We start from the raw sequence: 25,028 nt of genomic DNA, 5'->3' as shown, positions 1-25,028 counted from the left end.
GATGGTCTTTTTTTATGTAGTGAAATTAACAGCTGGTAGCCAGGTATAGCTTAGTTACCTTCCACGGTCATGGGCACTACACCCAGCCTGCTTAGCTCCTCCGATAGCCTAAGAAGTTCATTTTTAATGACGTCACTTTGCTGCAGTTCATCTTCCGACAGGATGATTATGCGGGATAAGTATAGGTTCTCTTTCAACTGCAGTTCGTGCAGCAGCCTGTCCAGCAAATCCTGGTTCTGACCTACATGGATGAGCGGCGAGAGTTCAATCTGGACATTGTCGTGCTTCGGGTTTACGATGTTCACTCTAAAAAAATAATCACCCACTTTGCCAAACAGGTAAGTGGAGATCTCTTTTACGATGGCATTGTACCCTTCAACAGCTCCGTTGAATCGGAGAGAAGTAAAAGCAGGGGAATCATACAGACGCTTTTTCCGCAGGAGCTTTTCGTAGTTGTTGAGCAAGAGTAGGACGATGATGCCGACTGCAATGAATGCCGCAACCAGGACTTTTTCTGGGATCAACTGACTGAACGATTCGGATGGCGCTTGCTGCCTGAAAAGGGCAGGTAGAAATGTAAAGGGGAACACCAGGACGAACACAACGAGGAAGCCCCGCAAAAGGCTCTTTTTTTCGTTGGTGATGATGGTGAGCAGGTCGTTCATATGCTATTCAGAAAGACATGCAAATGGCACATCAGATCACTTTTACTTTGCAGGTATAGTTACCCCACAATATATAGAAAAATTTGTTTCATTAGTTGCGTCAAACTATAAAGTAAGACATTCACGGTATAAATAACAGCCTGCTGACAGGCTATTAGTCAGTGGCCGGAACAAAGGGGTGAACGGGAAGTTCATCTGGGCAAGCCTGTAGAAGCTGTGTTACCTGCTGGTGCAGCACAGGGTGTTGCAGTTGTGGTGCGATTTCGCTCAGCGGCAGAAGCGTGAACCGACGCAGGTGCAATTGCGGGTGTGGAATGGTCAGGCGTTGCGTCTGCAGCACCAGCTGGTCGTAGAAGAGGATGTCGATGTCGATGACGCGGGCTCCCCAATGCTCGTGCCGGATGCGGCCCAGTTCCTGCTCGATCCCGTTTATACCTTGCAGCACCAGTTCGGGGCTAAGTTCGGTTTGCACTTCCAGCACCTGGTTGAGGAAAGCGGGCTGGTCAGTTTTGCCCCAGGCGGCGGTTTCGTAGAGGGAGGAGCTTTGCACGATGGGCCCAACTTGTGCCGCAATGCGTTCGTGGGCTTGCGCCAGGTATAGCGGACGGTCACCGAGGTTGCCGCCCAGCAGCAGGTATAGCTTAGGCATGTTGGTTGAAAAAGGAGATGCTCAGGTCAGCGGCGGCTTTGGCGGCTGTAGGTAACTCTTCTTGCTCGTATGGGTGCTGGCCCCCAAAAGAATGGTCGGCGCCCGGCAACAGGTGCAGCTCGGCGTCTGGCTTCCAGGTATGCAGGTCGTGGGCCATCTGCACGGGCAGGGTCTCGTCTTCCTCGCCATGCAATATGAGCAAGGGCTGCTGCATTTTCTGGATCACTTTCGGAATTTCCAGTCGCTCCACGTTGGCCAGGTAATCCTCCACAATCTGGTAGTATAGCGGCATGCGTATACCTGTGCGGGCATTGGTCACCCACTGCACACCTTCTTTTTTCCAGGATTCTTTTTCTAATTCGTCCCAGCGCTGGTCAAAATTATTGACGGCAGCCCAGGTGGCGACTGCGCGCACACGGGTGTCCTCGGCGGCTTTGAGTATAACCGATCCGCCACCGCGGCTATGGCCAATCAGGTAAATGCGGTTCAGGTCCAGTTCGTTCTGCGGCAGCGGTCCCTCTTCGTCGTGCACCAGGTCTATGAGCGATTTCAAGTCCTCGAGCTCAATGCTGAAGTTGTTGCGCCCGAAGGCTTCCATGTCGTGCAGGTCCGAATCGTTGTCGATGCTGGTGCCGTTGTGCGAGAAGTTGAACTTGATGAACACAAAGCCTTGGCTGGCAAAATAATCGGCCAACAGGTTGAAGTGTCCCCAGTCTTTGAAGCCTTTGAAACCATGGGTATAGAGCACAACCGGTTTGTGGTTGCCGTTTTGGGTATAGATGGCGTCGGCGGTAAACGGACGCTCGTGCTCCGGGTATACTACAAAGTCTACTTTGAGTGTGTCTGCCATGGTAAGATACGCTGTGTTAAGAGAAGGCAATATAGTTAATTTAAGCAAGCGGCAAATCTGCACCGGGCTGTGCTGTTGGTAAAGTATACCAGTGCGCTAAACTTAGATGATTTAAACGCTGATATTGCTATACTTGTTTGGAAACGACCCCCGCACCTAGTAATATTGCGGAATATCACATGAGCATTAGCCTAAAGGAAATACAAGCGCCCATTGCCCAGGAGATGGAGCTGTTCGAGAAGAAGTTCAGGACTTCGATGAAGTCTAAGGTACTGCTGCTCGACAAGATCATGAGCTACATCGTCAAGCGCAAAGGCAAGCAGATGCGGCCGATGTTTGTGTTCTTCATGGCCAAGCTCTTCCGCGGCGATGCTATTGGTGATGCCACCTACCGTGGGGCCGCCCTCATTGAGCTCTTGCACACGGCCACCCTCGTGCACGACGATGTGGTGGACGAGGCCAATTACCGCCGCGGTTTCTTCTCAGTGAACGCCCTCTGGAAAAACAAGATTGCCGTGCTGGTGGGCGACTACCTACTCTCCAAAGGCCTGCTGCTCTCGCTGCAAAACGATGATTACGAACTGCTTAAGATCGTATCGAACGCCGTGCGCGAGATGAGCGAAGGGGAGTTGCTGCAAATTGAAAAAGCCCGCCGCCTGGACATCGACGAAGCCGTTTATTTCGATATCATCCGCCAGAAAACGGCTTCGCTCATCGCGTCCTGCTGTGCTGTAGGCGCTGCCTCGGCCGGTGCTTCGAAAGAAGAGATCGAGAAAGCCCGTTTGTTTGGCGAGAAGGTCGGCATCGCCTTCCAGATCAAAGACGACCTCTTCGACTACGGCACGGCCGAGATAGGCAAACCGGTAGGCATCGACATCAAGGAAAAGAAGATGACCCTGCCGCTGATTCATGCCCTGCGCGAAGCCGACTGGATGACGCGCCGCCGCGTGATCTACAACGTGAAAAATAACAACGGCGACAACAAGCGCGTGCAGCAGGTGATCGACTACGTGAAGAACTCGGGCGGCATACAGTATACCATCGAGGTCATGAACCAGTACCACGCCGAGGCGCTGGCCATCCTCCATACCTTCCCGGCCTCCCCATCCCGCAACTCACTCGAGCAACTCATCGCTTACACGATAGAGCGGGAGAAATAAATTGTTAAATTGTTGATGGCTAAATTGTTTTTTGACCTCACGGTGTTGACAAGACCTCATGGCGTGCTCAGCTCCCGCCAGCGTTTAACACAAACGCCGTAGCTATACCTACGCGTATCCCTAAGCTATACCTATTCCTGTCTGGCAAAGGCCAATCTGCTCCTCATATCCGTGTCATTTCGAACCGGTGTAGGTGCCCTCTATTAGGGAGAAATCCGAAATAGTAACTAGACGCTACAATAATTCAGATCTCTCCATACTGTCGAGATAACAAGATAGAAGCAGGCGTTTCTACTCGCTATGCTTATACCTGAAACAGAAATATCTGTAAAATCCTCTGTAAAATTTGTAAGCTTAAATGGAAGCCGCGTAGGTAATTTTGAGCCGTACGAAATAACCTATGAAAAATGAGTCTCAACACCAATACCTGGAACCGGCTGCGCTATACCTTCTACCTACCCGTTTACGATCTCATCGCTGATCGGGCTTTCCGCAAATACCGCCAACGTTCCATCAAACTATTACAAGCCCAACCAGACGACAACATCCTGATCGTCGGAGCCGGTACCGGGCTGGACCTGCCATACCTGCGGGGCTATACCCGCATCACCGCCAACGACATCACGCCCGGCATGATCACCAAGCTGAAAGCCCGCGCCGAACAACTGGCTATACCTGTGGAGGCACACGTCATGGACGGCCAGCAACTTGCCTACCCCGACAATAGTTTTGATGCCGTGCTGCTGCACCTGATCATTGCGGTTATACCTGACCCGATAGCCTGCATCAGAGAAGTGGAGCAGGTGCTCAAGCCGGGCGGCGCGGTCATGGTCTTCGACAAGTTTCTGCCCGACGGACAGAAGCCCTCTCTGCTGCGTCGCCTTTTCAATCAGGTTGCCAGCACATTGTTTTCTGATGTGAACCGCAGCATCGGTAGCATCGTCAGCCATACCTCTTTGCAGATGGAACTGAACGAGCCGGCTGCTTTCGGGGGAACGTTCAGGGTTGTGCGCTTACGCAAACCCTTTTAAAACACACAGGCCGCTACTTCACGAGTAGCGGCCTGTGCTATACCTGCTGATTATCAAACAATCAGCCATTAACAATCAACAATTAAATCTTTTCCGCCAGCAGTTCGTCCATGGTTTTGTTAAAGTCCGCCACCCACTCTTCGTAGTACTTGCCGGTACCGGGACCGGAGAATCCGGTGTGGATCTTGCGCACTTTGCCCTGGCGGTCGATGTAGATGGTGGTCGGGAAGGAGAGGACGTGGTTGAGGGCCGGAAGTGCCTGTGCGGCAGCCTCTTTATCGGCCGAGCCAGCGTATAGTAGGTCATACTCGATGTCGAAGCGCTCCTTCATTTTATTTAGCCTTGGCACGGCTTGTTCATAACCTTTGGTCCGCTCAAAACCCAGGCCGATGATCTCCAGTCCGCGGTCTTTGTTCTTGGCATAGTAAGGGGCCAGGAACTGGGTCTCGTCCATACAGTTCGGGCACCACGAGCCCAGCAACTGCACCAGCACCACTTTGCCCTTATACTTCTCATCCGAAAGCGATACCTGCTTGCCTTCCAGGTCCTGGAACGTGAACTCCAGCGACTCGTAGCCCGGCTTCAGGAAAGTCAGTTCGTTCGCGTTGGCCAATTCCGCGTTCTCGTTGCGTTTGGCCACCCATGTTTCATGGTGCGAAGGGCCGGAGTAGAAATGGCCGCTCAGGTTGTCGCCTTCCGTTGGCTTTGCCGTGAATAGGTAGGCATGGTTGCCGTCAAACGTCGATACCTTCAGTTCGTCGCCTTCCACCTGTCCTTCAAGGTAGCGGTAGTCGCCCGTCTCGGTCAGGAACGTGCCGGTCACGCGATTGTCTTTCTGCTCGAACACACCGATGGCAGGGTACTGCTTTCCGTCCGGATCGGTAAAGGTTACCTCCCATTTGCCGGTGTAGGTATAGCTGGCCGGTTCGGGCTTGGCTTCAAAGCGGGCGGCATTGCCATGCTCAGCCGTAAACGGAACAGAGTAGCGGTAGTCGAGGTCGTTGCGGGTGAAGCGGCCAGCCATTTTATCGCCGTCAACTTTGGCAATCAGGTCCGCGTCGAAAATGTGCAGCCTGATCCGGAGCGAGTCACCTTCCTGGTGAAACTCATCCACCAGAATGCGTTCGTCGGCATTGATCAGGTATAGCACGGTTTTGCCGTTTTGCTCTTCGGCTTCCATGATAAAGGGAATCTCCTGTCCCTGCGCCTGCAACGCAACGCGCCATGGACCGGGCTTGATGGTGTTATCAGTAGATGTCATAGAGCCACAGGAGGTTAAAAGCTGCGTGGTGGCCAGTGCCAACAACAAAATCAGCCTCATTGGGGTATTAAAACAAGTAAGTTTCATACCGCGAAATTACTAGATGAATTCGTGAAAAGCGAAACATACGGCAATTAGCTTGCCCGGATGCGGAAATGTTATATTCATCGCGGCTAATGTTGTGCTAAAACAGGCATATTTCGTACATTTGTAAACTTCACAACGAAGCATTAAAACATATAACAATAGCAAAACTATGGCATTTGATTTAGGAATGATCAAGGCAGTATATGCCGGGATGGCCGAGCGTGTGAATGCTGCCCGTAACGCAGTAGGCAGACCGCTTACCCTGACAGAGAAAATCTTGTACGCGCACCTCTACGACGGTAACGCGACACAGTCTTTTGAGCGTGGCAAGACCTACGTGGACTTTGCCCCGGACAGGGTGGCCATGCAGGACGCGACGGCACAAATGGCCTTGCTTCAGTTCATGCAGGCTGGTAAGCCATCGGTTGCCGTGCCTTCTACCGTGCATTGCGATCACCTGATCCAGGCCCGTGTAGGTGCTGACCAGGACTTGCAGGACGCTTACAGCGAGAACAAAGAGGTATACGATTTCCTGGCCTCAGTTTCAAATAAATACGGTATCGGTTTCTGGAAACCAGGTGCCGGCATCATTCACCAGGTGGTGTTGGAGAACTACGCCTTCCCAGGCGGTATGATGATCGGTACGGACTCTCACACGCCAAATGCCGGCGGTCTGGGTATGATCGCAATTGGTGTAGGCGGTGCTGATGCCGTGGACGTAATGGCCGGTATGGCCTGGGAGCTGAAATTCCCGAAAGTGATCGGTGTGAAACTGACCGGCAAAATGAATGGTTGGACTTCACCAAAAGACGTGATCCTGAAAGTGGCTGGTATCCTGACTGTAAAAGGCGGAACGGGCGCTATCGTGGAATACTTCGGCGAAGGTGCTGAGTCCATGTCTTGTACTGGTAAGGGCACGATCTGTAACATGGGTGCTGAGATCGGTGCGACTACTTCAGTATTCTCTTACGACGACAGCATGCGTGCGTACCTGCGCGCTACGGACCGTGACGAAGTAGTACAAATGGCCGACGAGGTAGCAGCCTACCTGCGTGCTGATGACGAGGTATACGCAGATCCGGCTTCGTTCTACGACCAGCTGATCGAGATCGACCTTTCTACTCTGGAGCCGCACGTAAACGGCCCGTTCACGCCGGATGCGGCCTGGCCAATTTCTCAGTTCGCCGCTGTGGTGAAAGAGCACGGCTGGCCAGCTAAACTGGAAGTAGGTCTGATCGGTTCCTGCACCAACTCTTCTTACGAAGACCTGACCCGCGCTGCTTCCATAGCAGAGCAGGCAATCACCAAAAAACTTGCCGCTCAGGCGGAGTTCACCATCACACCAGGTTCTGAAATGGTGCGCTATACCACAGCCCGCGATGGTCTTCTTGACACGTTCGCGCAGATGGGCGGTGTGGTGCTGGCCAACGCCTGCGGACCGTGCATCGGCCAGTGGGCCCGTCATACCGACGACCCAACCCGTAAGAACTCGATCATTACTTCGTTCAACCGTAACTTCGCCAAGCGTAACGACGGTAACCCAAACACGCACGCGTTTGTGGCTTCGCCTGAGATCGTAACAGCTTTGGCCATTGCCGGTGACCTGACGTTCAACCCACTTACTGACAAGCTGGTAAACGCCGATGGCCAGGAAGTAATGCTGGACGAGCCACGCGGCATCGAACTGCCAACACAAGGCTTTGCCGTGGAAGATGCTGGCTATGTAGCTCCGGCGGAAGACGGCAGCAGCGTAGAAGTGGTAGTAGATCCAAAGTCTGACCGTTTGCAACTGCTCGAAGGCTTTAAGCCATGGGAAGGCACTGACCTGAAAGGTATGAAGCTGCTCATCAAAGCGCAAGGCAAGTGTACGACTGACCACATCTCCATGGCTGGTCCTTGGTTGAAGTACCGTGGTCACCTCGACAACATCTCCAACAACATGTTGATCGGTGCCATTAACGCATTCAACGGCGATGCCAACAGCGTATACAATGATATGACCCGCGGCTACGACACTGTACCTGCTACAGCCCGTACCTACAAGGCGGCCGGCATCGGCACAGTAGTAGTGGGTGACGAGAACTACGGCGAAGGTTCATCCCGTGAGCACGCTGCCATGGAGCCACGCTTCCTGGGTGTTCGTGCCGTGATCGTGAAGTCATTCGCGCGTATCCACGAAACCAACCTGAAAAAGCAGGGTATGCTGGCGCTTACGTTTGCTAACAAAGCTGACTACGACCTGATCGAGGAGCGCGACACGATCGACATCCTGGGTCTGGAGAACTTCACGCCAGGTCAGCCGCTTAAAGTGTTGCTGACGCACAAAGACGGTTCGCAGGATTCGTTCATGGTAAACCATACCTACAACGAAGGTCAGATTGAGTGGTTCAAGGCTGGTTCAGCGCTTAACCTGATCCGTCTGCAGAGCCAGCGATCGGCTAACGCCTAGTGAACGGTTTTTGCCAATAACAGAAACGCCCCGCTCGAAAGAGCGGGGCGTTTTGCTTTTAACAGGTATAGCTCCCGTTAAGGTATTTGTCTCTTTTCTTATGGCCTGATGATGAGCAGGCGTTTGGTGATGGTGTTATCCTCGTAAGTAAGCTGTACGATGTAGAGACCTCCTGCCAGTTCACTCAGGTCAAAGATGGCATCGTGCGGCAACCGGCTGCGTAGTTTCGGGCTGACCCGACGGCCCATGGCATCTGTCATCAAGAGGGTGAGCCCTGCGTCGGCTTTCGGCAGGGACACATGCAGGTCGTGCACAGCCGGATTGGGGTATACCTGAAACTGGGATGGGGCGATCACAATGTTTTGTTGCCTGATCTCAACGCGCCGCGTGAGGGTGTCTTCGTTACAGTTAAAGGCATTTGCGACGATCAGGGTCACGTTGTAGCTACCGGGCAGTTCGTAGGTATAACTGGGGTGCTGTTCCGTGGAAGTGCTGCCGTTCCCGAAATCCCATCGCCAGCTGTCGCCATACTCACTCTCGTTACGGAAGTCTATGTTCTTGCCCGGTTCCAGCGTCTCCGCTTGCTGCACAATGCTGAAATTGGCTAAAGGGGAATTGGCGACAAAAAGCTCAAAAGGCACCAGCGGACTATCAAACAGGGAGTCGGCATTGCAGACGTACAGCACCGTGCTGGTGTCAAGAGCGGCGATTTTGAAGTCTTTGCCCGTGCCCAATAGTTTTGTTTTGGCTTCATCAGCATAGAACTTGAACTGTTTGCCACCCACCGGCGCCAGGCTGATGGAAGAACCGACGCACACCGTATCGCGGATAGCCAGTGGGGCTGGTCCGGCTTTCATTACCTGGTATTTGGTGAGCGCTGCTTTGGCATTCAGTCGTAGTTGTTCCAGGTCATCGCCGGCTACAATGGCAAAGGAGACCAGTTGGCTCTGTCCCGGTGCCAGGTTACTGGCTGTGGTGCCCACCACGTGAGCCACATCATTGCCATAACCGCTGCCCCAGGCTTTTTTCCGGGCCACACCACCCGACAAGGATCTGTATTTCTCCTGCGTGCTAAAGCCATCGGCAATCGCGAAAGTAGAGGAGCCCCCGGACAAGTTATCAATGGCGTAGTACGAAGGCGGCGTTACGGAGAGCAGGCTGATACCGGCATAAGGCGATGCCTGTCCCATGTTATACACGTAGCCCATCTGCAGCGTTTCGTCCCAGTCGGCCACGTTCATGTAGGCGTCTGTGATGTTCCAATCAGCGAACAGGCCGGCATGCAGGGTCTTGATCGTGTCGGGGGTGGTGTTGCGGATGCGGTACTCGAGTATAATATAGTCTGCGTCCGGCGAATCGCTCCAGGCCATGCCTTTGTAGCTTACCTGCACGCCCGCCTGGGCCGGAGCCGGAAACTTGTCGCGCATCACGCCGCGTATCTCCTGGTCGGCCTCACCAGTGTTGTGGCGCAGCCTGGCCGCATTAACCGATACGAAGTCATTGTCCGTTTGCCAACTGGCATTGCGCACATTGTCCGATATACGGTCCGGGGCAGCGGCAACGAGTAACCCGCCTTCAAAAATCATGGACGTGCTGCCCTTGTACGTAATACCAATGCCCTGCCCGAAATTATACCCGTTATACCCGAGGTTGCCTTTGCTGTTCAAAGTCACATGCAGGTTGTTGGCGGTCAGGGTCAGATAGTCGGGGTTGACGGGTAGCTGGAAGTACTGAAAGTCCTGGTAAGTGCCGTCTGAAAAGCCGAGCCTGAAGGTGGCCTGGGCATTATGAGGCGCATCGGGGAGCACCACAAACCGAAAGGGCTTGCTGTGATTGTTGCTTGTCGCCAGCGTGCCCATAGCCCCGATGCTGAGTTCGCTATCCTCCACTACCTTGATGAAAGGGGAGGTGGAGGTAAGTTTTAGCGTTAGGGCAGTTGTTGGGTCGAGGTAGTTCATCACGCTGAGGTGAATCTCCAGCGTGTCGCCAACCTGTGCTACTTTGTTACCGACAACGCTGAAAGAGGTGCAGCGCACCGCCTTTGCCCGTGTATCCCGCAGGGCTCTTTTCACATTCAGACGCCCTTTGCCAAGCAGTTCGTGGTAGGCGGCGTTGCCCGGCTGCTGGTAAATGTCGTCGGAGGTAGCGCGCAGCCGCTGAATGACCTGCAGGGCATTGAGGTACGGCATATGGGAACGCAGCAGCGCAGCGGCCCCGGCCACCATCGGCGAGGCAAGCGAAGTGCCGGTATCGGAGCCATAGGAATTGTCGCGGCTGTAAGTGGTGGAGTAGACGCTCTGGCTTGGGGCCGTCAGACCTATCCTGTAGTTCCAGGTATGGCCGTTCGTTTTCACATCGTTATGGGTACCGCCCACTGACAGTACATTGTCGTAGGCCGCCGGGTAGATGTTGACAAAAGCATTGGTGTTTCCGGCCGCTGCTACGATCACCACATCCTTCTCCAGCACCGCATAGTTGATGATGTCCTGCTCGAACTTAGAAGATCCCATGCCGCCCCAGGACAGGTTGATGATGCTGCAGCCTTTATCAGCCGCGTACACAATGGCCTCGTAGCCGCCGAAGCTGCCGTAGGATGTGGACGGGAAAACCTTGATCGGCATGAACTTGGCGTTGAAACCCACGCCGGCTATACCTACGCCGTTGTTGGCTTCGCCGATGGCAGCGCCGGCCACCTTCGTACCGTGCCCTCTGTAAGGGGAGTCATCTGTTAAAATGTTGTCCCCATCACCAAAATCCCAGCCGTAGAAATTATCGATCAGTCCGTCGCCGTCATTGTCGATCCCATCGATGGGATCATCGTAATTATACTTGATCTTGTTTTTGATGTCTTCGTGGCTGAAGCGGAAGCCCGAGTCCAGCACACCGATGATGATGTTGGTGTCACCTTTCTGCACTGCCCAGGCACCATAGGCCTGTATGTTTTTCAGGTAGGCCTGCGTTGTTTTAGTGGAGTCGGAGGCGGGGTCGTTGGGTTGAAAGAGCGGGACACGTTCGTAGAGGGGTTCTACATACTCTACCATGCCGGTTGCCAACAAGGCCTGCTGCACAGCTTCGAGATTATGGGAAGGGTCGTATTTTAATTCGTAAATAAGCGAGAGGTCTACACGAGCTTTGCGGGCGAGGGGAGAGGGCGCCTTACCAGGGAACTTTTGCTCCACCGTTTTGGCTCCTACCTTTTGCAAGGCTTTTTGCATGGGGTTTCCACTTGCCATGCGCAGCTGGCTGCCGGACTGTGGCTTCAGCTTGTAGACAACGGTATGCGGTTTAGTCGTGGTGCCTATACCTGCTGGAGCGGGCAGCTGTTGCGCAGCCAGCGAAGAAAGGCTCAGGACTATAAACAGGAAAGGTAGTATGCAGCGGTAAACCACTGACCCTGGGGTAAACATTTAAATCATATTAAACTATTAGGTGAATAAGCCCCCTGCTGAGCAGGCAGAGGTATAGATCAAAGCGCATAGAGCACGGCGAAATTTAAAGATGCATCCCCGGCTTAATAAAAAAATACGTAACTTTCCAACAATTGATTCTAATATATGTGTTTAATTATATAAAATAAATACTATGACCTCGGATTTGAAAAATAAAAATCTTTCCATTCTTGAAAACGCCGTGAAAGCCCTGCACGAGCGTCGTTTTTTTGCTCAATACCCTGAAAACCCGATGCCTGACATCTATGGCGAAAACGCTGATAAAGAAGGCCGGGAGCGCTATAAGCAGCATCTTAACAACAAGTTTATGGAATTGGTGCACGATGGCGCTGAAAATTGGGCAGGTCAGGAAGAATCGCCTTACGAGCAGCGATCGTTGGGTATCAAGTACCCTTATTTTAGTGCAGAAACACTGGTGGCGCGTGCCGACGAGGCTTTCCATCAGTGGCGCAAGGTAAAGCCAGTGGACCGCGCCGCCATTCTGGTGGAATCGCTGGAGCGCCTGAAGACCAGGTTCTTCGAAATCGCCTACGCCACAATGCACACCACAGGCCAGGCCTACATGATGTCGTTTCAGGCGTCGGGACCGCATGCGGCGGACCGTGCGCTGGAGGCGATAGCGGCAGGCTACGAAGAGCAGACCCGTTTTCCAGAGCACATGGAGTGGGAGAAGCCGATGGGCAAGTATAACCTCAAGCTGAACAAGAGCTGGCGCGCCGTGCCGAAAGGTATAGGCCTGGTGATCGGCTGCTCTACCTTCCCAACCTGGAACACAGTACCGGGCATGTATGCTAGCCTCGTGACAGGCAACCCAGTTATCGTGAAACCGCACCCAAAAGCCGTATTGCCTATCGCTATTGTGGTGGCGGAGGTGCAGAAGGTGCTGGCGGAAAACGGCCTGAGCCCCTACATTTGCCAACTGGGCGTGGATGCGGATGACCGCCTGATCACAAAAGAGCTGGCCGAGAACCCGAAAGTGAAACTGATCGACTACACAGGCGGTACGGAGTTCGGCAACTACGTGGAAAGCCTGCCGGGCAAAGTGACTTTCACGGAGAAAACGGGTGTGAACTCGATCATTCTGGACTCGGTGCAGGACATCGACAAAGTGGCCCAGAACCTGGCGTTCTCGCTTAGCCTGTACTCCGGGCAGATGTGTACCGCTCCGCAGAACTTCTTCGTGCCGGAAACCGGCGTGAAAGTGGGCGGAGAACTGATGCCGTACGAAGAAGTAGTGCAGAAACTGGCTGATGCCGTAACTGGGCTGGTGAACAACCCGAAAGCCGGTCCGCACATTTTGGGCGCCATCCAGAACCCGGCTACAGCCGAACGTGTGAAGGAGGCAGCCAGCGTGAAAGGCAGAGAAGTGCTGAGCACCTGCGACATCAGCAACCCGATGTTCGAAAACGCCCGTACCTGCTCTCCAGTGATCTACGAAGTCGATGCGACAGAGAAAGAGAGTTTCAGCCGCGAACTGTTTGGCCCGATCGCGCTCGTTATCAAAACCAAAAACACCGACCAGTCGATCGAACTGGCGAAAGAGATGGCCATGAACTACGGCGCGATCTCCTGCGGTGCCTATACCACGGATGAAGTGACGAAAGAGAAGATCATGGATGAGATGAGTCTGGCGGGCACGCCGGTGAGCTTTAACCTGACGGGCGGTATCTATGTGAACCAGAATGCAGCTTTCTCTGACTTCCACGTAACAGGCGGCAACCCGGCCGGAAACGCCTCTTTCACGAACCCCGAGTTTGTAATCAAGCGCTTTACCTGGGTAGGCTTCCGCGAGCCAGTGGCTGGCTAATCTGCAGGAAGAGTAAATAAACAGAAAGCCCCGATGCTATACCTAGCGCCGGGGCTTTCTGTTTTTATTTGAACAGGTTGTCCATGTCCTTTTTCAGGTTGTCGAGACCGTCTTTCAGTCCCTGCCACTTGCTCTGGCTGTCTTCCTGGTCGCCCAACTTGTTGGCAATCAGCTCGCGTTTGGCTTCCAGCGCGGCAATGTGTTCGTGGTAGGTATGGTTGGAGTCTGCAGCAGTGGCGTTGGCACGGGCCTTCAGCGTTTTGATTTTGCTGTCAAGCTCCTCCAGGCTTTTCTCAATCTCGTCGCGCGACAGGTTCTTGGGCGCACGCATGTGCTCGGGTTTCAGGTTGTATGTATCCATATCTCTTGGTTGTGGTTCAAAATAAGTGATACTGCCTTGTACCTGCAGTTACCACTCTAGATACTCATAAAGGCCTGAAAAGGATGTACTGAAGCAGGTGCTGGCTCAGTATAGCTGGTGTTTTATATTTATTTAGAAATAATCTAAATAACTCTTTCCTCTTATCGGTTCGATCTTTACATTTGTGCCACTTTTTAGAATTAATCTAATTAAAGCTACATGCAGCGCACACTCACCTTATTTTTTATTCTTGTACTTCTGACGCAACAGGCGTTTGCACAATCTACAGGCCGCATCGAGGGCCGCATCCAATCCGAAAGAGGTGAAGGCATAGCCGGGATCAGCGTAGGGCTGGAGGGCACCTCTTACGGCTCTACCACCGACGACGAAGGCAAATTCCTGATCAGAAACATTCCGGCCGGCAGCTATACCTTAGTTGCTTCCGGTATAGGCTATACCTTGCAAAAGCAGTCGCTGGAAGTTACCGGAGGCAAAGCCGCCTTCGTGAATGTGGACCTGGCCACGTCGGCGCATTCGCTGGGCGAGATACAGGTAACCGCCCACCGCAGCGGCGATTACCTGCAGCGTACCGCTACCACTGCCACCAAAATGGAAGCGCCTATCAAATCGGTGCCACAGTCGGTGCAGGTGGTGTCGCGCCGCGCCCTGGACCAGTTGCAGGTGCTACGCCTCGAAGATGCGATGCGCAATGTGAGCGGGGTAAGCATGGAGACGGGCTTTGGCGGTCGCTCCGACATTTTCCAGATCCGTGGCTTCCGCACCGACATGCAGAGCGTGTTCAAAAACGGCTTCCGTAACACCGTGCGCACCTACCGTGAGAGTGCCAACATCCAGCAGATCGAGGTGATGAAAGGCCCTGCCTCGGTACTGTACGGCGTAAGCGACCCCGGCGGCATGGTGAACATCTCCACCAAAAAGCCGACAGCCCATACCTTCCAGGACATTCAGTTCACGACCAACAACTTCGGTCTGGTACGTCCTGCCATTGACCTGGGCGGTGCTTTTAACGAGAGAAAAACACTCAAATACAGACTGAACGCCGCCTACGAGCGTGCCGACAGCTACCGCGATTTTGTGAAGACCAAGCGCTTTTTCGTGGCCCCAGCCCTCACATATGATTTCTCTGACAGAACTTCCTTAACGGTGGAGACCGAGTTCCTGAACCACGAACAGCCATCTGATCGTGGCATCTTCTCGGTAAATGGCCAGATCGCGCCCGTATCAAGGAGCCGTGTGGTGATTGAGCCGAGCAATACAGGTGAGTTTAAAAACCGACTGGCGCAGTACAACCTGCAGCACAAGTTCTCAGAGGCTTTGAGCTTCCGTCATGCGTTCAACTACAACTACGCCACCGAAACCCGTGATGTGGTGGAGCAGACCACCGTTCTGAAAGACGGCTCATTCCGCATCAACCGCCAGCACCAGGACCAGGACACCTACGACCGCAACATCGCCACCCAGAACGAGCTGTACGCCAATTTCAACACCGGTGCATTGGTTGAGCACAAGGCTGTGGGAGGTATAGAAGTTTCCCGCTCTGTGTTTGACATTTGGGTGAAGCGCGCTCCTTACGATGTGTTCGACATCCTGAACCCGCAGTACAACACGAAGCCAAAGGACTATTCGCTGCTCAAATACGCACAGGACTACCAAGACCGTGTGGACGTGCTGGGCTTCTACCTGCAGGACTTCATTACGATCAACCAGCGCCTGAAAGTGCTGCTGGGTGGCCGCTACGACTTCTGGAAACAGGAGAAGGAGGACCGACTGAAAAACGAAACCACTGAGCAGAATAACAAAGCCTTCAACCCAAGGCTGGGCGTGCTTTACGAGGTATACGGTCCGGTTTCGGTATACGCCAACTTCTCCAAGGGCTTCCAGCCAGGTATAGGACAGACGCTGGAAGGGGAAGCCTTCAAACCAATCACTTCCGTGCAATATGAGGGTGGTACGAAAATCGGCCTGCTGAACGACCGCGTGAACCTGACGGCCGCTTACTTCGACATCACCCGCCAGAATGTGGTGGTGCCTCACCCCACACAGAGCGGCGCCAGCGTGCAGTTGGGCGAAGTGCAGAGCAAAGGTATAGAAACGGACATCACAGGCGAGGTGCTGCCTGGCCTGAACGTGATCGCCACCTATACCTATACCGATGCCCGCGTAACGAAGGACGCGCTGAGCGGAGACGACCCGAAACGCACAGTAGGCCGTCGCTTCCGGGGAGTAGGGTATAATAACAGCAGCCTTTGGACAACCTACGAGCTGCAGAATGGCTTTTTGAAGGGCCTGGGCATTGGCGGTGGTTTTACCTATGTGGAAGATCGTCCGGTGGATGATGCCAACAGCTTTATGCTGCCGGGATACACTCGCTACGACGCCACCATGTTCTATAATAACAAGCGCTTCCATGCGGCCCTGAACGTGAAGAACCTCACCAACGTGAAATACTACGAAGGCTCACAGTCGGTGACCGTAATCATGCCGGGTGCGCCTACTACGGTGCAGGGTACTGTAGGAGTTAGATTTTAAGAACTCAAACCAGAGGATAAATAGCATCGGCGGCATCGACCTGATATGGGCGGTGCCGCCGGTTTTAAGTTTAGGTATATGCGCAAACTACTCCTTCAGTTGCATCTTTGGGTTGGCCTGACAGCGGGCGCCGTGCTAGCCGTGATGGGCTTAACGGGCTCGCTTTACGTGTTTCAGCCCGAGCTGACGGTGGCGCTATACCCGGAGCACTACAAAAGCTCCAATCCGGAGGCTACCCCGGTGGACGTTCGCCTGGTGGTTCGGAATGCCGAGGAGCAATTTGGCAGCCAGGTGACCAGCATCTTTTTCCCGGTGCGCGAGCTGGAGAACTACATCGTGAAGGTAAAGGGCAACAAGCAGTTTCTGTTTTTTGACGCCGCTACGGGTAACTATGTGGGGCAGCTTGAGAAGCGCCGCGGTGTGATGGATGAAGTGCTCGACCTGCACCGCCACCTGACCGTGGGGGACACCGGCGCCCTGATCACAGGGACGAGCGCACTCCTGCTGGCCTTCGTACTGCTCACGACAGGGCTATACCTGTGGATGCCCCGCCGGATGCGAAACCTGAAAGACGGTTTGCGACTCAAAGCCAACGCCTCGTTCAAGCGCCGGAATTTCGATCTGCACAAGGTGTTCGGATTCTACCTGAGCCTACCGTTGTTTCTGGCTGCCATTACCGGATCATATTTTGGCTTTCAGGAGCAGATTCAAAACGCGGTGGATAAGCTGACACTTGCCAAGGAACCGACCCCATACGTCAAAGCACTGCGATCCTCCTACCAGGAAGAAACGGCTCCGCTCACCGTATACCAGGCGCTCGACCGGATGGACGCCCTATACCCCGGCTACGTCCGGCGAACGCTTGTCATGGCGCCAGATAGTGCGGCAACGCTCAACCTGACCTACCTGGCCTCAGCCGAGCTGGAGGCTGGCCCCCAGTATCGCCCGATGGTATACCTGGACCAGTACACCGGCGCTGTTGTGTATGACTACAATCCGCACACGGCTCCGATTGGCAGAAAGCTTACCCGCAACTGGTTTGTGCCGATACATTTCGGGGAAATAGGAGGCTGGCTGACACGCGTGCTCTGGTTCTTTCTGGGCCTGACGCCGGCCATGCTGTGGGTGACGGGCATTGTGATGTGGCAGGGCAGATCCAAAAAGAAAGAAAAAAGCTCCGTGAAGGTTAGGAGAGGTATAGTTGCCCGAAAAATATAAATGTGGTAACAGCGGGATTAGCTTTAATTTTTGCGATCTAAAATGTATTTTTGCGGAACTGAGGCAAAGCATATGCGGTGTCGCTTTTATAAGATTACAATATAGTACATAATGAGCCGTCATATTGAACATTACTTGTTCTCGATACGTTAGGGACTCAACCGGGAAAAGGGGATTTGGAGTGTGCCTTGTGCCGTACTGTTGATTTAAGCGAGAAAATAACTGACTATGAAGGAAGCATCTGAAATGCTTGACCTGGTGCTGTTGGTAGACGACGACGATACTACCAATTATCTAAATAAGCGCCTGCTCACCGATATGAAGGTGGCAAAAGAGATTAAGGTGTTGAAAAACGGAAAGGAGGCACTCGATTACCTGAGCGAAGCTTGTGGTGATAAGCCTGATAGCACGCTAAAATGCCCTGATCTGATTTTCCTGGACATCAAGATGCCCATGATGGACGGCTTTGAGTTTCTGGAAGAATACCAGCGCAAGGGCCTCGATGCCGGCGACCATGTGATCATCCTGATGCTCACTTCTTCGGCGAGCTTCTATGACCTGGAGCGTATCAAAAACTTCAAGAAAGTGAAGAAGCACTACTCCAAGGCGCTGACCAACCACGATGTGAAAGAGATACTGGCTGAGTTTTTCCAGAACCGCAAAAACTAAGGGAAGCCACGCTATAACACGACAAAGCCTGTATGCCGCAAGGTATACAGGCTTTGTCCTTTATTCTACCTCTTCCGTGTCAGCAACCACCTCACTGGCCGGCCACGAAAACACAAAGCGGGTGCCGCGCCCGTTCGACTCTACCCACACATCACTCTGCTTTTCCTCGAGTATGCGTTTCACAATGGCCAGGCCCAGGCCCGAACTGTCGGGGCGCGTCAGGTTGTGGCCCAGCGCTTCGTATTTGCTGAAAATCTGCTCCTGGTCTTCAGGGGCTATACCGGGGCCATTGTCCTGCACGACGAAGAAGATAAAATCACGCTGCAGGCTGTACTCTACTTCAATCACAGCCTCTTCGGGCCTATCGTGGTATTTTACCGCATTGCCGAGCAGGTTACTGAAAATCTGGTAAAAGTAAATCTCCTGGGTATAGAGCGTGGGCATGTCGTCCGGGAGGATGATTTTGAACGGTGCCGGTATGTAGAGCGACTCCAGCACTTTTTGCAGCACAGCCCGAACAGGTACGATCTGGCGGTGCAGGCTGTGGTGACCGGCGAGCGAGTAGGCCAGTATACCTGTTATCAGCTTGTCCATTTTGCTGGCCTGTTCCCGCAGCATCGGCAGGAGGGAAGCAGCGTCTTCGGCGTTCCCGTTCTGCAGGCTGTTTTCCAGAAAATTGAGGATGCCCCCAATGTTTTGCAGCGGAGAGCGCAGATCGTGCGAAACGGTATGAGCAAAGGCATCCAAGTCGGCATTCGCTTTCTGGAGCTCCAGGTTCCGGCGCTCCCGCTCTTCCGACAGGGTCTGTATCTCAAAGTTAGACTGCTGCAACTGCAGGTTCAGCCTCCTGATTTCCTGGAGCTGCTGCTCAGCCTCCAGGTTGCGCAACCGCAGTTTCTCGAGCAGTTCGAGCTGCTGCATGTTCTGCTTTTTGATCTCGGCATAGGGCGAAATGCCTTCCTCGTCGTTAAACTCCTGCAGCCATACCTCTTTCAGGCTTTTGGTGACGATGGGAGACTGCGAAGGTATGCGCTTGCGCAGTGTAACAGTAGTTCCCTGCTCATACTCGGATTTGACCTCAAAAAAATCGACGAGCTTGCGGGAGTTGGCTATGCCCATGCCGCGCGCAGTGGGATTACTGGCAAACGTGGCCCGTTCGTATATCTGATCGAGGTTTCCTATACCTCGTCCGCGGTCCGAAACCTTGGCCTCCAGGTAGTTGTGACCACCTGCTTCCATAATACTGAACTGGATAGTGCCGTTGCCCACATGCTCCACCACGTTGCGGCAGATCTCCGACACAGCCGTGGCGAACTTGGTCTGGCCGGCCTGCGCCATACCTGTTTTTTCAGACAGCTGCATGGCCCTCCGGTAGGCCAGCACCACATCCAGTTCGTTGGTGATATTTATTTTAAGCAGGTTATTTGCCATGGGCCACTATTTAGCTTTACATACCAATACGAGCGTATCGTCCGTCTGGCGGCTGTGGTCTTTGTAGAGCACAGCCGCGATCGTGGTGGGCAGGTGGCGGTGCAGGTTCGGGTAACGGCTCAGGTCCCAGCGCGATTTCAGGCCGTCGCTGTGCACCACGAGTATCTTGTTGCGGTTCCAGTCCAGGCTCTGCGTGTTGAAAGTACCCGGAACATTGTGCCCGAGGATGCCATTGTAAGAGATCACATTCTTATACGTCAACTTGCTCAGCGGGCTGTCCATGGAGAAGAGCTTGCCGGCAATGTTGCCAATGCCACAGTAGCTGAGTTTGTTCTGGGTGATGTCGATGTTGGCTGCCAGGCCAACTGCGCCACGGGTGCGGCGGATGCCGGTGTGGATGGCTCGCAGCGCCGAGGCCGGGTCAGGTATAGGGTCCTCGCAATAGATTTTTACGGCTGTTGTCGCGGCCTCCTGGGCGTGTGTGCCGTGGCCGAGCCCGTCAAGTGCCAGCAGGTATACGCCCCGCTCGTGGTGAATGACGGCATACCCATCGCCACAGTCCACCTCTTTCGGTTTGGGCACCATCACGTTGCCGATCTCATAGCGCCGCGCCACAGGCATAGACTTGGTTGATTTGTATACCTGGGCCACGATCACCGTGCCTACCTGCGCTTGTGAGTATAGATCGAACACATCCGACTGCCGCTTGATCGCGCCCAGGCCCTCGCCCGCGGAACCGTAAGTGGAGACACCATCCTGCAGCATCAGGTTGGGGTCGGCCATACCGGGGCCGTTGTCCAGGCAGATGATCTCGATTCCTTTGATGGGTTTGCCGATGGCCTTCACAAGCAGCTCGCCGCCCTGTGTCGTGTGCTTTTCCAGGTTGGTGAGCATCTCCGACACAATAATGTTGACCCTCCCTACTGCTCCTTCCGAGAGGGCAAAGCTTTCGGCAAGACGCGTGATGTCCTTTTTGGTGAGACTGGCGTAGCTCCGGTCCGGAACTGTGAAGCGGTAATGTTGGTTAACGTCCATGTTTCCAGTGGATGACGGTGACGGTTGTGCCTTCTCCCGGGGTGCTCTTGAGGTCGAATTCGTTGACAAGCCGTTTGGCGCCGGGCAGGCCGAGGCCGAGGCTTCTGCCGGTAGAAAAGCCGTCGCGCATGGCCTGAGCGATGTCCGGTATACCTGGCCCCTGGTCGCTGAAGGTCAGTCTGATACCGGTTTTGGCATTGTGGCTGATAACTTCAAGTATCACCTTGCCTCCGTTGGCATACTTGAGCATGTTACGCACCAATTCGCTGGCCGCCGTGATCAGCTTGGTCTGGTTTACCAGGCTCATGCCGATGCGGGTGCCAAATTCGCGAACACGGTTGCGGAAAGGCACTACGTCCTGTTCGCGCACGATGTCCATCGTGTCTTTAGTCATTACGATCATCCTGGTCTTCCTCCTCTTCGTCGTCTGGTTCCAGGTTATCGCCTAGCTTATTGTTTAATAATTCCATGCCCTTTTCCACGTTCAGGGCGGTGTGTACCCCCTGCAGTGTCAGGCCGAGTTCTACAAGCGTAATGGCCACAGCGGGCTGCATGCCTACTACCACGGTTTCGGCATCCATAATACGCGACATAGAGGCGATGTTGCCCAAAATGCGGCCCATAAAAGAGTCCACGATGCTTACTGCCGATATGTCTATCAAAACGCCCCGCGCCCCGGTTTGGCTCACCATGTTGATCAGGTCGTTCTCCAGTGTCAGGGCCAGCCTGTCGTAGAGGTCGATCTGAATGGTTACCAGCAGGAAAGGGCCCATTTTTAAAATCGGAATCCTTTCCATGTTATTAGCGCAGTAGTTTGTTGGTTTTGTTTCGGTCTATGCGGCGCACTTCCAGGTTCGTCATACTGAAGGCAAGCTGCAGCGCGCTGGCCAGGGTGGCCTTGGTTTTGATGTTGGACAGGTCGATGCCCAGGTGCACGATGGTTTGCGCAATTTCGGCCCGGATGCCGCTGATGATACACTCGGCACCCATCAGGCGGGTGGCGCTAACGGTTTTGATCAGGTGTTGCGCTACCAGCGAGTCCACGGCAGGCACGCCGGAGATGTCGAGGATGGCGATGTTGCTACCGGTGTTCACGATCTCCTGCAGCAGGTTTTCCATCACGATCTGGGTGCGGGCGCTGTCCAGCGTTCCGATAATCGGCAGGGCCAGGATGCCGTCCCAAACCCGGATCACGGGCGTAGATATTTCGCTGATCTCGTCAGTCTGACGCAGGATCACCTCTTCGCGGCCTTTGATGAAGGTCTCGAACGTGACGATGCTCAGGTTGTCGAGCATGGTGTTGAGCAGCATAATCTCTTGGTAGAGTGTGCTCGTGTCATTCTGTCTTTGTTCAACCAGCACCTCAATCAGCGCCTGCTTCAAGCTGAGCACGAATGAGCCGGTTTCGCGTGGGCTAAATCCCTGTCTTGCTCTGGTAATGGAAATGTCGCGGAGCGTGTCGGTCACCTGCTCAAACTCCGTTTCATAAATATTGTCGTAGTTTCCTTTTGAGATGGCGCGTAACAGACCATCCAGCATTTCTTTTGATTGATGCTGTAACTCATCGTTCGTCATCAGGTCTTCACGCAGCGAGGGATCGGCCATCTGATTCTGCATCCATTTCTCGAGGATACGATCTTTGTTTTTCTCTAGTACTTGTGCTGTTGTGTTCATGGTAGGGCAAAACGTAGCTTATGGATGTATGGTTTAAGCAATGTTACCGTTTTACATCGCGGAACGTTGTAGTAGGGCAGGTGCTAAGTTAGGTATAATAATTGCAATCAAAGCACATAACCCGAATTACCGCTTACGTATATCCAATTTATTTTATGTAAAGACCTGAAGACATTCGGAATATGAGAAACCTGTTGTCGAGAACTGCTTGGCTATTGCTTTTGCTCCTGTGGGGCTGCAGCCCCGCCACCAGCATCCAGTCTGAGCCTGCCCCCTGTTTTACGCTGGCAACCTATCGTCAGTTCGCCTTTGTTGAGGTGGATACTGAGGTAGAGGAGGCAGGCCCTGCATATGAGGGCTATGTGCATTTTCTGAAACAGGAGCTTGCCCTCCAATTGGAGCAGCGCGGCCTGAAGCAGGCCCCTTCTGCCGACCAGGCTGATCTGCTGATCAACCTGGGCATTGTGGTGGACAGGCAGGTGCAAACGAGGGAGACCAATATCATAACGGACCCGCCCCGCTACATCGGGCAGCGCCGCTATACCTGGCAAAGCAAAGAAGTGGAGGTGGGTAGGTATAGCGTGGGCACGGTGTCGGTGCACCTGGTGGATCCGGTGCAGAACGAAATGGTATGGCAGGGCACAGCAGAACGTATTATTTCCGACAAGCCTGAAAAGCTGCGCGAGCAAATTGAGAAAGGTATAGCGCAGCTGGTGGCCAGCATACCAAGCTAAGGTATGGCTGACTGAAGCCAGCTCGCTATACCTATACCTTTGGCCGGGGGCTATACCTCATCTTTAGGTCATATTTGTTTTCATCGGGGTGAACTGCCTGGTGCACAAGCTACAGGGCAGCTGGCTATACCTGGTGGCCAAACTCTCCGGCGTCTAATCCAGAACGATTGCCCGCTCAATGTTTATCTCCTGCAAAAAATACTGATCGTGGGAGATAACGAGAAGCGTTCCCTGGTATTCGTTTATGGCAGCGGTCAGAATTTCGATGTTTTGGATATCGAGGTTGTTGGTGGGCTCGTCTAAAATGATGACGTCAGGGGCCTGACTGCTGATGGTGAGGCAGCAGAGCATGAGCCGCATTTTCTCGCCCCCGCTAAGGGCACCGCACGCCTTGTCCCAATCGTCTTTTGTGAACAGAAACCGGTTGAGGCGGATCTTTATCTCGTGCTCCTGCAGAGCCGATGCATTAAACTGCTGTGCCTGCTCGTATACCTTCAGTTCGTTGTTGATGAGGGAATATTCCTGATCAATGTAGACTGCTTTGACTTCTGCCCGCTGCACCATGCCCTGAGAAGGGGAGAGCTCGCCCAGTAGCATGCGAACCAGGGTTGTCTTGCCCGCACCGTTGGGGCCTTGCAAAGCCACCCTTTCGCCGCTTACTATTTGAAAGTGCAAAGGCTCTTTCCAAAGAAATGGCTGGCTGTTGTACTGTTGGTTTAGGTTCTGGCCTGCAAACATGACCTTTCCTTTGTGAAGCCGCGAATGGTCAAAACCAAACTTCATTTTGTCTATGTCGGGTAATTCTTTGCGCAGCTCGTTAAGCTCCTGTGAAATAGAGCCCACTTTCTCGGCATGCACGCCTTTCATGCGCGAGGTGCTTTTTTCAGCATTGTTGCGTAGCGTGTTCATCATAATGGTGGGCACGCCTGCTTTCTCCTGTTTCTTTTTGCCGCGCGCATCCAGTTTTTGCTGTCTCTCCAGCGCATCCCTCTCCGTTTCCCTGGCCTTCCGCAGCGCTTTTTCTTTGCTCTTCACATCTTCGCTTAAAGCGTGGCTTTCCAGTTGCTTTTGTTCCTGGTAAAAGTCGTAGTTGCCGCCATAGGTTACTATACCCCGTTTGCTCAGTTCATGCACCGTATCCAGCAGGTTGAGCAGCGTCCGGTCGTGGCTCACGACAAGCAGAGTGGCTGAACTGGACTTGATAAATTCATACAATAAGGTGCGGCTTGCCAGGTCAAGGTGGTTGCTCGGCTCATCGAGTAAGATTGCCTCAGGCTTGTGGATGGAGATTCCGGCCAAAAATACTTTTGTCTTTTGCCCGCCGCTCAGGGTTGCAATCGGTTGGTTGAGGTCCAGGTTGTCCAGCTTCCAGTAGGCCAGGGCGCTGTGGCAGCGCTCTTCAATTGTCCAGTCATCCTGGAGCAGGGCGAGGTTTTCTTCCGTCACATTGCCTTCCAGAATTTCCTGTAACGACTTCAGTTTTTCGTCAATCCGGAGTGCCTGTGCCACGGTCAGGTGGTTGAACTGTCCAAAGATTTGAGGAACATAGTAAGGCACGCTGTCACGTTTGAGCAGACCGCCTGAAGGCTGCAGAACACCTGCCATGATTTGGAGCAGCGTAGACTTGCCTGCGCCGTTGTTGCCCACCAAAGCAGCTTTTTGGAAACGGTTCAGGCTCAGATGCAGGTTGCTGAACAATGCATCCTTGTTCGGATGTGTATAGGAAATGTTTTGTAGGGTAAGCATACTTTCTTTCTTAAAACATGGAAAATAGCAGACAACCCTCTTGGGGTGCGCCGACTGTTTCTGCCAAAAGAAAGTATGTATTACATGGAAATGCGTTTTGTATAGGTCTGCTAATTTACGGATTTTCCTTGGAAAGGTATAGCCCGCTGCATAATCGTAGCTACCTTCCTATTGTGAGTGTGGTCAGTCTTTAATGTCAAAC

Annotated in this window: 20 protein-coding genes; 8 read left to right on the top strand and 12 right to left on the bottom strand. The window is 53.4% G+C overall.

From position 1 onward, the window contains the following. Positions 1-50 precede the first annotated feature (50 nt). From B0B12_RS08095 to B0B12_RS08085, 3 genes are all read right to left on the bottom strand, one after another. Complete coding sequence (locus tag B0B12_RS08095) at positions 51-665, bottom strand: hypothetical protein (RefSeq protein WP_076667281.1); 615 nt, start codon at positions 663-665, stop codon at positions 51-53. Between the two features lie 154 nt (positions 666-819). After that, positions 820-1,314, bottom strand: coding sequence for a 2-amino-4-hydroxy-6-hydroxymethyldihydropteridine diphosphokinase (folK, locus tag B0B12_RS08090; RefSeq protein ID WP_076667279.1), 495 nt, complete (start codon positions 1,312-1,314; stop codon positions 820-822). Next, complete coding sequence (locus B0B12_RS08085; RefSeq protein WP_076667277.1) at positions 1,307-2,164, bottom strand: alpha/beta hydrolase family protein; 858 nt, start codon at positions 2,162-2,164, stop codon at positions 1,307-1,309. The genes folK and B0B12_RS08085 overlap by 8 nt, the downstream gene beginning before the upstream one ends. Before the next feature lie 179 nt (positions 2,165-2,343). On the opposite strand from B0B12_RS08085, the gene B0B12_RS08080 reads away from it, so the two are divergent. Both B0B12_RS08080 and B0B12_RS08075 read left to right on the top strand, forming a co-directional pair. Next, a complete protein-coding gene (locus B0B12_RS08080) occupies positions 2,344-3,324 on the top strand; it encodes a polyprenyl synthetase family protein (protein WP_076667275.1) in 981 nt (326 codons plus the stop codon). 407 nt (positions 3,325-3,731) lie between these two features. Beyond that, positions 3,732-4,355 (top strand): class I SAM-dependent methyltransferase, encoded by a 624-nt coding sequence (locus B0B12_RS08075; RefSeq protein WP_076667273.1) that lies wholly within the window; start codon positions 3,732-3,734, stop codon positions 4,353-4,355. Between the two features lie 82 nt (positions 4,356-4,437). Here the strand turns inward: B0B12_RS08075 and B0B12_RS08070 are convergent, their stop codons facing one another. Further along, entirely contained in the window at positions 4,438-5,616 is a 1,179-nt protein-coding gene (locus B0B12_RS08070; RefSeq protein ID WP_244554635.1) for a peroxiredoxin family protein, read from the bottom strand. 256 nt (positions 5,617-5,872) lie between these two features. Between B0B12_RS08070 and B0B12_RS08065 the strand changes: the two genes are divergently transcribed. Beyond that, the gene (locus tag B0B12_RS08065; RefSeq protein WP_076667269.1) at positions 5,873-8,152 is read left to right on the top strand and encodes an aconitate hydratase; all 2,280 of its coding nucleotides are present in this window, start codon (positions 5,873-5,875) and stop codon (positions 8,150-8,152) included. Between the two features lie 98 nt (positions 8,153-8,250). Here B0B12_RS08065 and B0B12_RS08060 read toward each other — a convergent pair whose 3' ends face one another. Further along, positions 8,251-11,541 carry a S8 family serine peptidase gene (locus B0B12_RS08060; protein WP_244554634.1) on the bottom strand — a complete coding sequence of 1,097 codons (3,291 nt, stop codon included), beginning with the start codon at positions 11,539-11,541 and terminating at the stop codon, positions 8,251-8,253. 193 nt (positions 11,542-11,734) lie between these two features. On the opposite strand from B0B12_RS08060, the gene paaN reads away from it, so the two are divergent. Beyond that, positions 11,735-13,408, top strand: coding sequence for a phenylacetic acid degradation protein PaaN (gene paaN, locus B0B12_RS08055; RefSeq protein WP_076667267.1), 1,674 nt, complete (start codon positions 11,735-11,737; stop codon positions 13,406-13,408). Between the two features lie 64 nt (positions 13,409-13,472). Here paaN and B0B12_RS08050 read toward each other — a convergent pair whose 3' ends face one another. Continuing rightward, the gene (locus tag B0B12_RS08050) at positions 13,473-13,769 is read right to left on the bottom strand and encodes a sll1863 family stress response protein (protein ID WP_076667265.1); all 297 of its coding nucleotides are present in this window, start codon (positions 13,767-13,769) and stop codon (positions 13,473-13,475) included. Positions 13,770-13,988: 219 nt separating this feature from the next. Between B0B12_RS08050 and B0B12_RS08045 the strand changes: the two genes are divergently transcribed. The 3 genes from B0B12_RS08045 (at position 13,989) to B0B12_RS08035 (ending at position 18,206) form a co-directional block, all read left to right on the top strand. Further along, the gene (locus tag B0B12_RS08045) at positions 13,989-16,319 is read left to right on the top strand and encodes a TonB-dependent receptor (RefSeq protein WP_076667263.1); all 2,331 of its coding nucleotides are present in this window, start codon (positions 13,989-13,991) and stop codon (positions 16,317-16,319) included. A gap of 78 nt (positions 16,320-16,397) precedes the next feature. Next, the gene (locus B0B12_RS08040; RefSeq protein WP_076667807.1) at positions 16,398-17,537 is read left to right on the top strand and encodes a PepSY-associated TM helix domain-containing protein; all 1,140 of its coding nucleotides are present in this window, start codon (positions 16,398-16,400) and stop codon (positions 17,535-17,537) included. 228 nt (positions 17,538-17,765) lie between these two features. Beyond that, a complete protein-coding gene (locus tag B0B12_RS08035; RefSeq protein WP_076667261.1) occupies positions 17,766-18,206 on the top strand; it encodes a response regulator in 441 nt (146 codons plus the stop codon). A gap of 60 nt (positions 18,207-18,266) precedes the next feature. Here B0B12_RS08035 and B0B12_RS08030 read toward each other — a convergent pair whose 3' ends face one another. From B0B12_RS08030 to B0B12_RS08010, 5 genes are read right to left on the bottom strand one after another with little or no spacing between them, the layout of a single operon-like run. Then, positions 18,267-19,637, bottom strand: a complete 1,371-nt coding sequence (locus B0B12_RS08030; RefSeq protein ID WP_076667259.1) for a sensor histidine kinase — start codon at positions 19,635-19,637, stop codon at positions 18,267-18,269. A gap of 6 nt (positions 19,638-19,643) precedes the next feature. After that, positions 19,644-20,672 carry an ATP-binding protein gene (locus B0B12_RS08025; RefSeq protein WP_076667257.1) on the bottom strand — a complete coding sequence of 343 codons (1,029 nt, stop codon included), beginning with the start codon at positions 20,670-20,672 and terminating at the stop codon, positions 19,644-19,646. Continuing rightward, positions 20,662-21,066 (bottom strand): anti-sigma regulatory factor, encoded by a 405-nt coding sequence (locus B0B12_RS08020; RefSeq protein ID WP_076667804.1) that lies wholly within the window; start codon positions 21,064-21,066, stop codon positions 20,662-20,664. The genes B0B12_RS08025 and B0B12_RS08020 overlap by 11 nt, the downstream gene beginning before the upstream one ends. Continuing rightward, positions 21,059-21,469: an STAS domain-containing protein gene (locus tag B0B12_RS08015; protein WP_076667255.1), complete on the bottom strand. Its 411-nt coding sequence runs from the start codon at positions 21,467-21,469 to the stop codon at positions 21,059-21,061. The genes B0B12_RS08020 and B0B12_RS08015 overlap by 8 nt, the downstream gene beginning before the upstream one ends. Positions 21,470-21,473: 4 nt before the next feature. Further along, positions 21,474-22,346, bottom strand: coding sequence for an STAS domain-containing protein (locus B0B12_RS08010; RefSeq protein ID WP_076667253.1), 873 nt, complete (start codon positions 22,344-22,346; stop codon positions 21,474-21,476). A gap of 182 nt (positions 22,347-22,528) precedes the next feature. Here B0B12_RS08010 and B0B12_RS08005 point away from each other — a divergent pair, with 182 nt between their 5' ends. Then, a complete protein-coding gene (locus B0B12_RS08005) occupies positions 22,529-23,080 on the top strand; it encodes a DUF4136 domain-containing protein (RefSeq protein WP_076667251.1) in 552 nt (183 codons plus the stop codon). Between the two features lie 153 nt (positions 23,081-23,233). Here B0B12_RS08005 and B0B12_RS08000 read toward each other — a convergent pair whose 3' ends face one another. Further along, positions 23,234-24,826, bottom strand: a complete 1,593-nt coding sequence (locus B0B12_RS08000; RefSeq protein WP_076667249.1) for an ABC-F family ATP-binding cassette domain-containing protein — start codon at positions 24,824-24,826, stop codon at positions 23,234-23,236. Positions 24,827-25,028: the final 202 nt, after the last annotated feature.

This window comes from Pontibacter indicus, assembly GCF_900156345.1.
Taxonomy (GTDB): domain Bacteria; phylum Bacteroidota; class Bacteroidia; order Cytophagales; family Hymenobacteraceae; genus Pontibacter; species Pontibacter indicus.
Note: the sequence above shows the minus strand (reverse complement) of the source record. Positions and strands in the feature narration are given on the sequence as shown.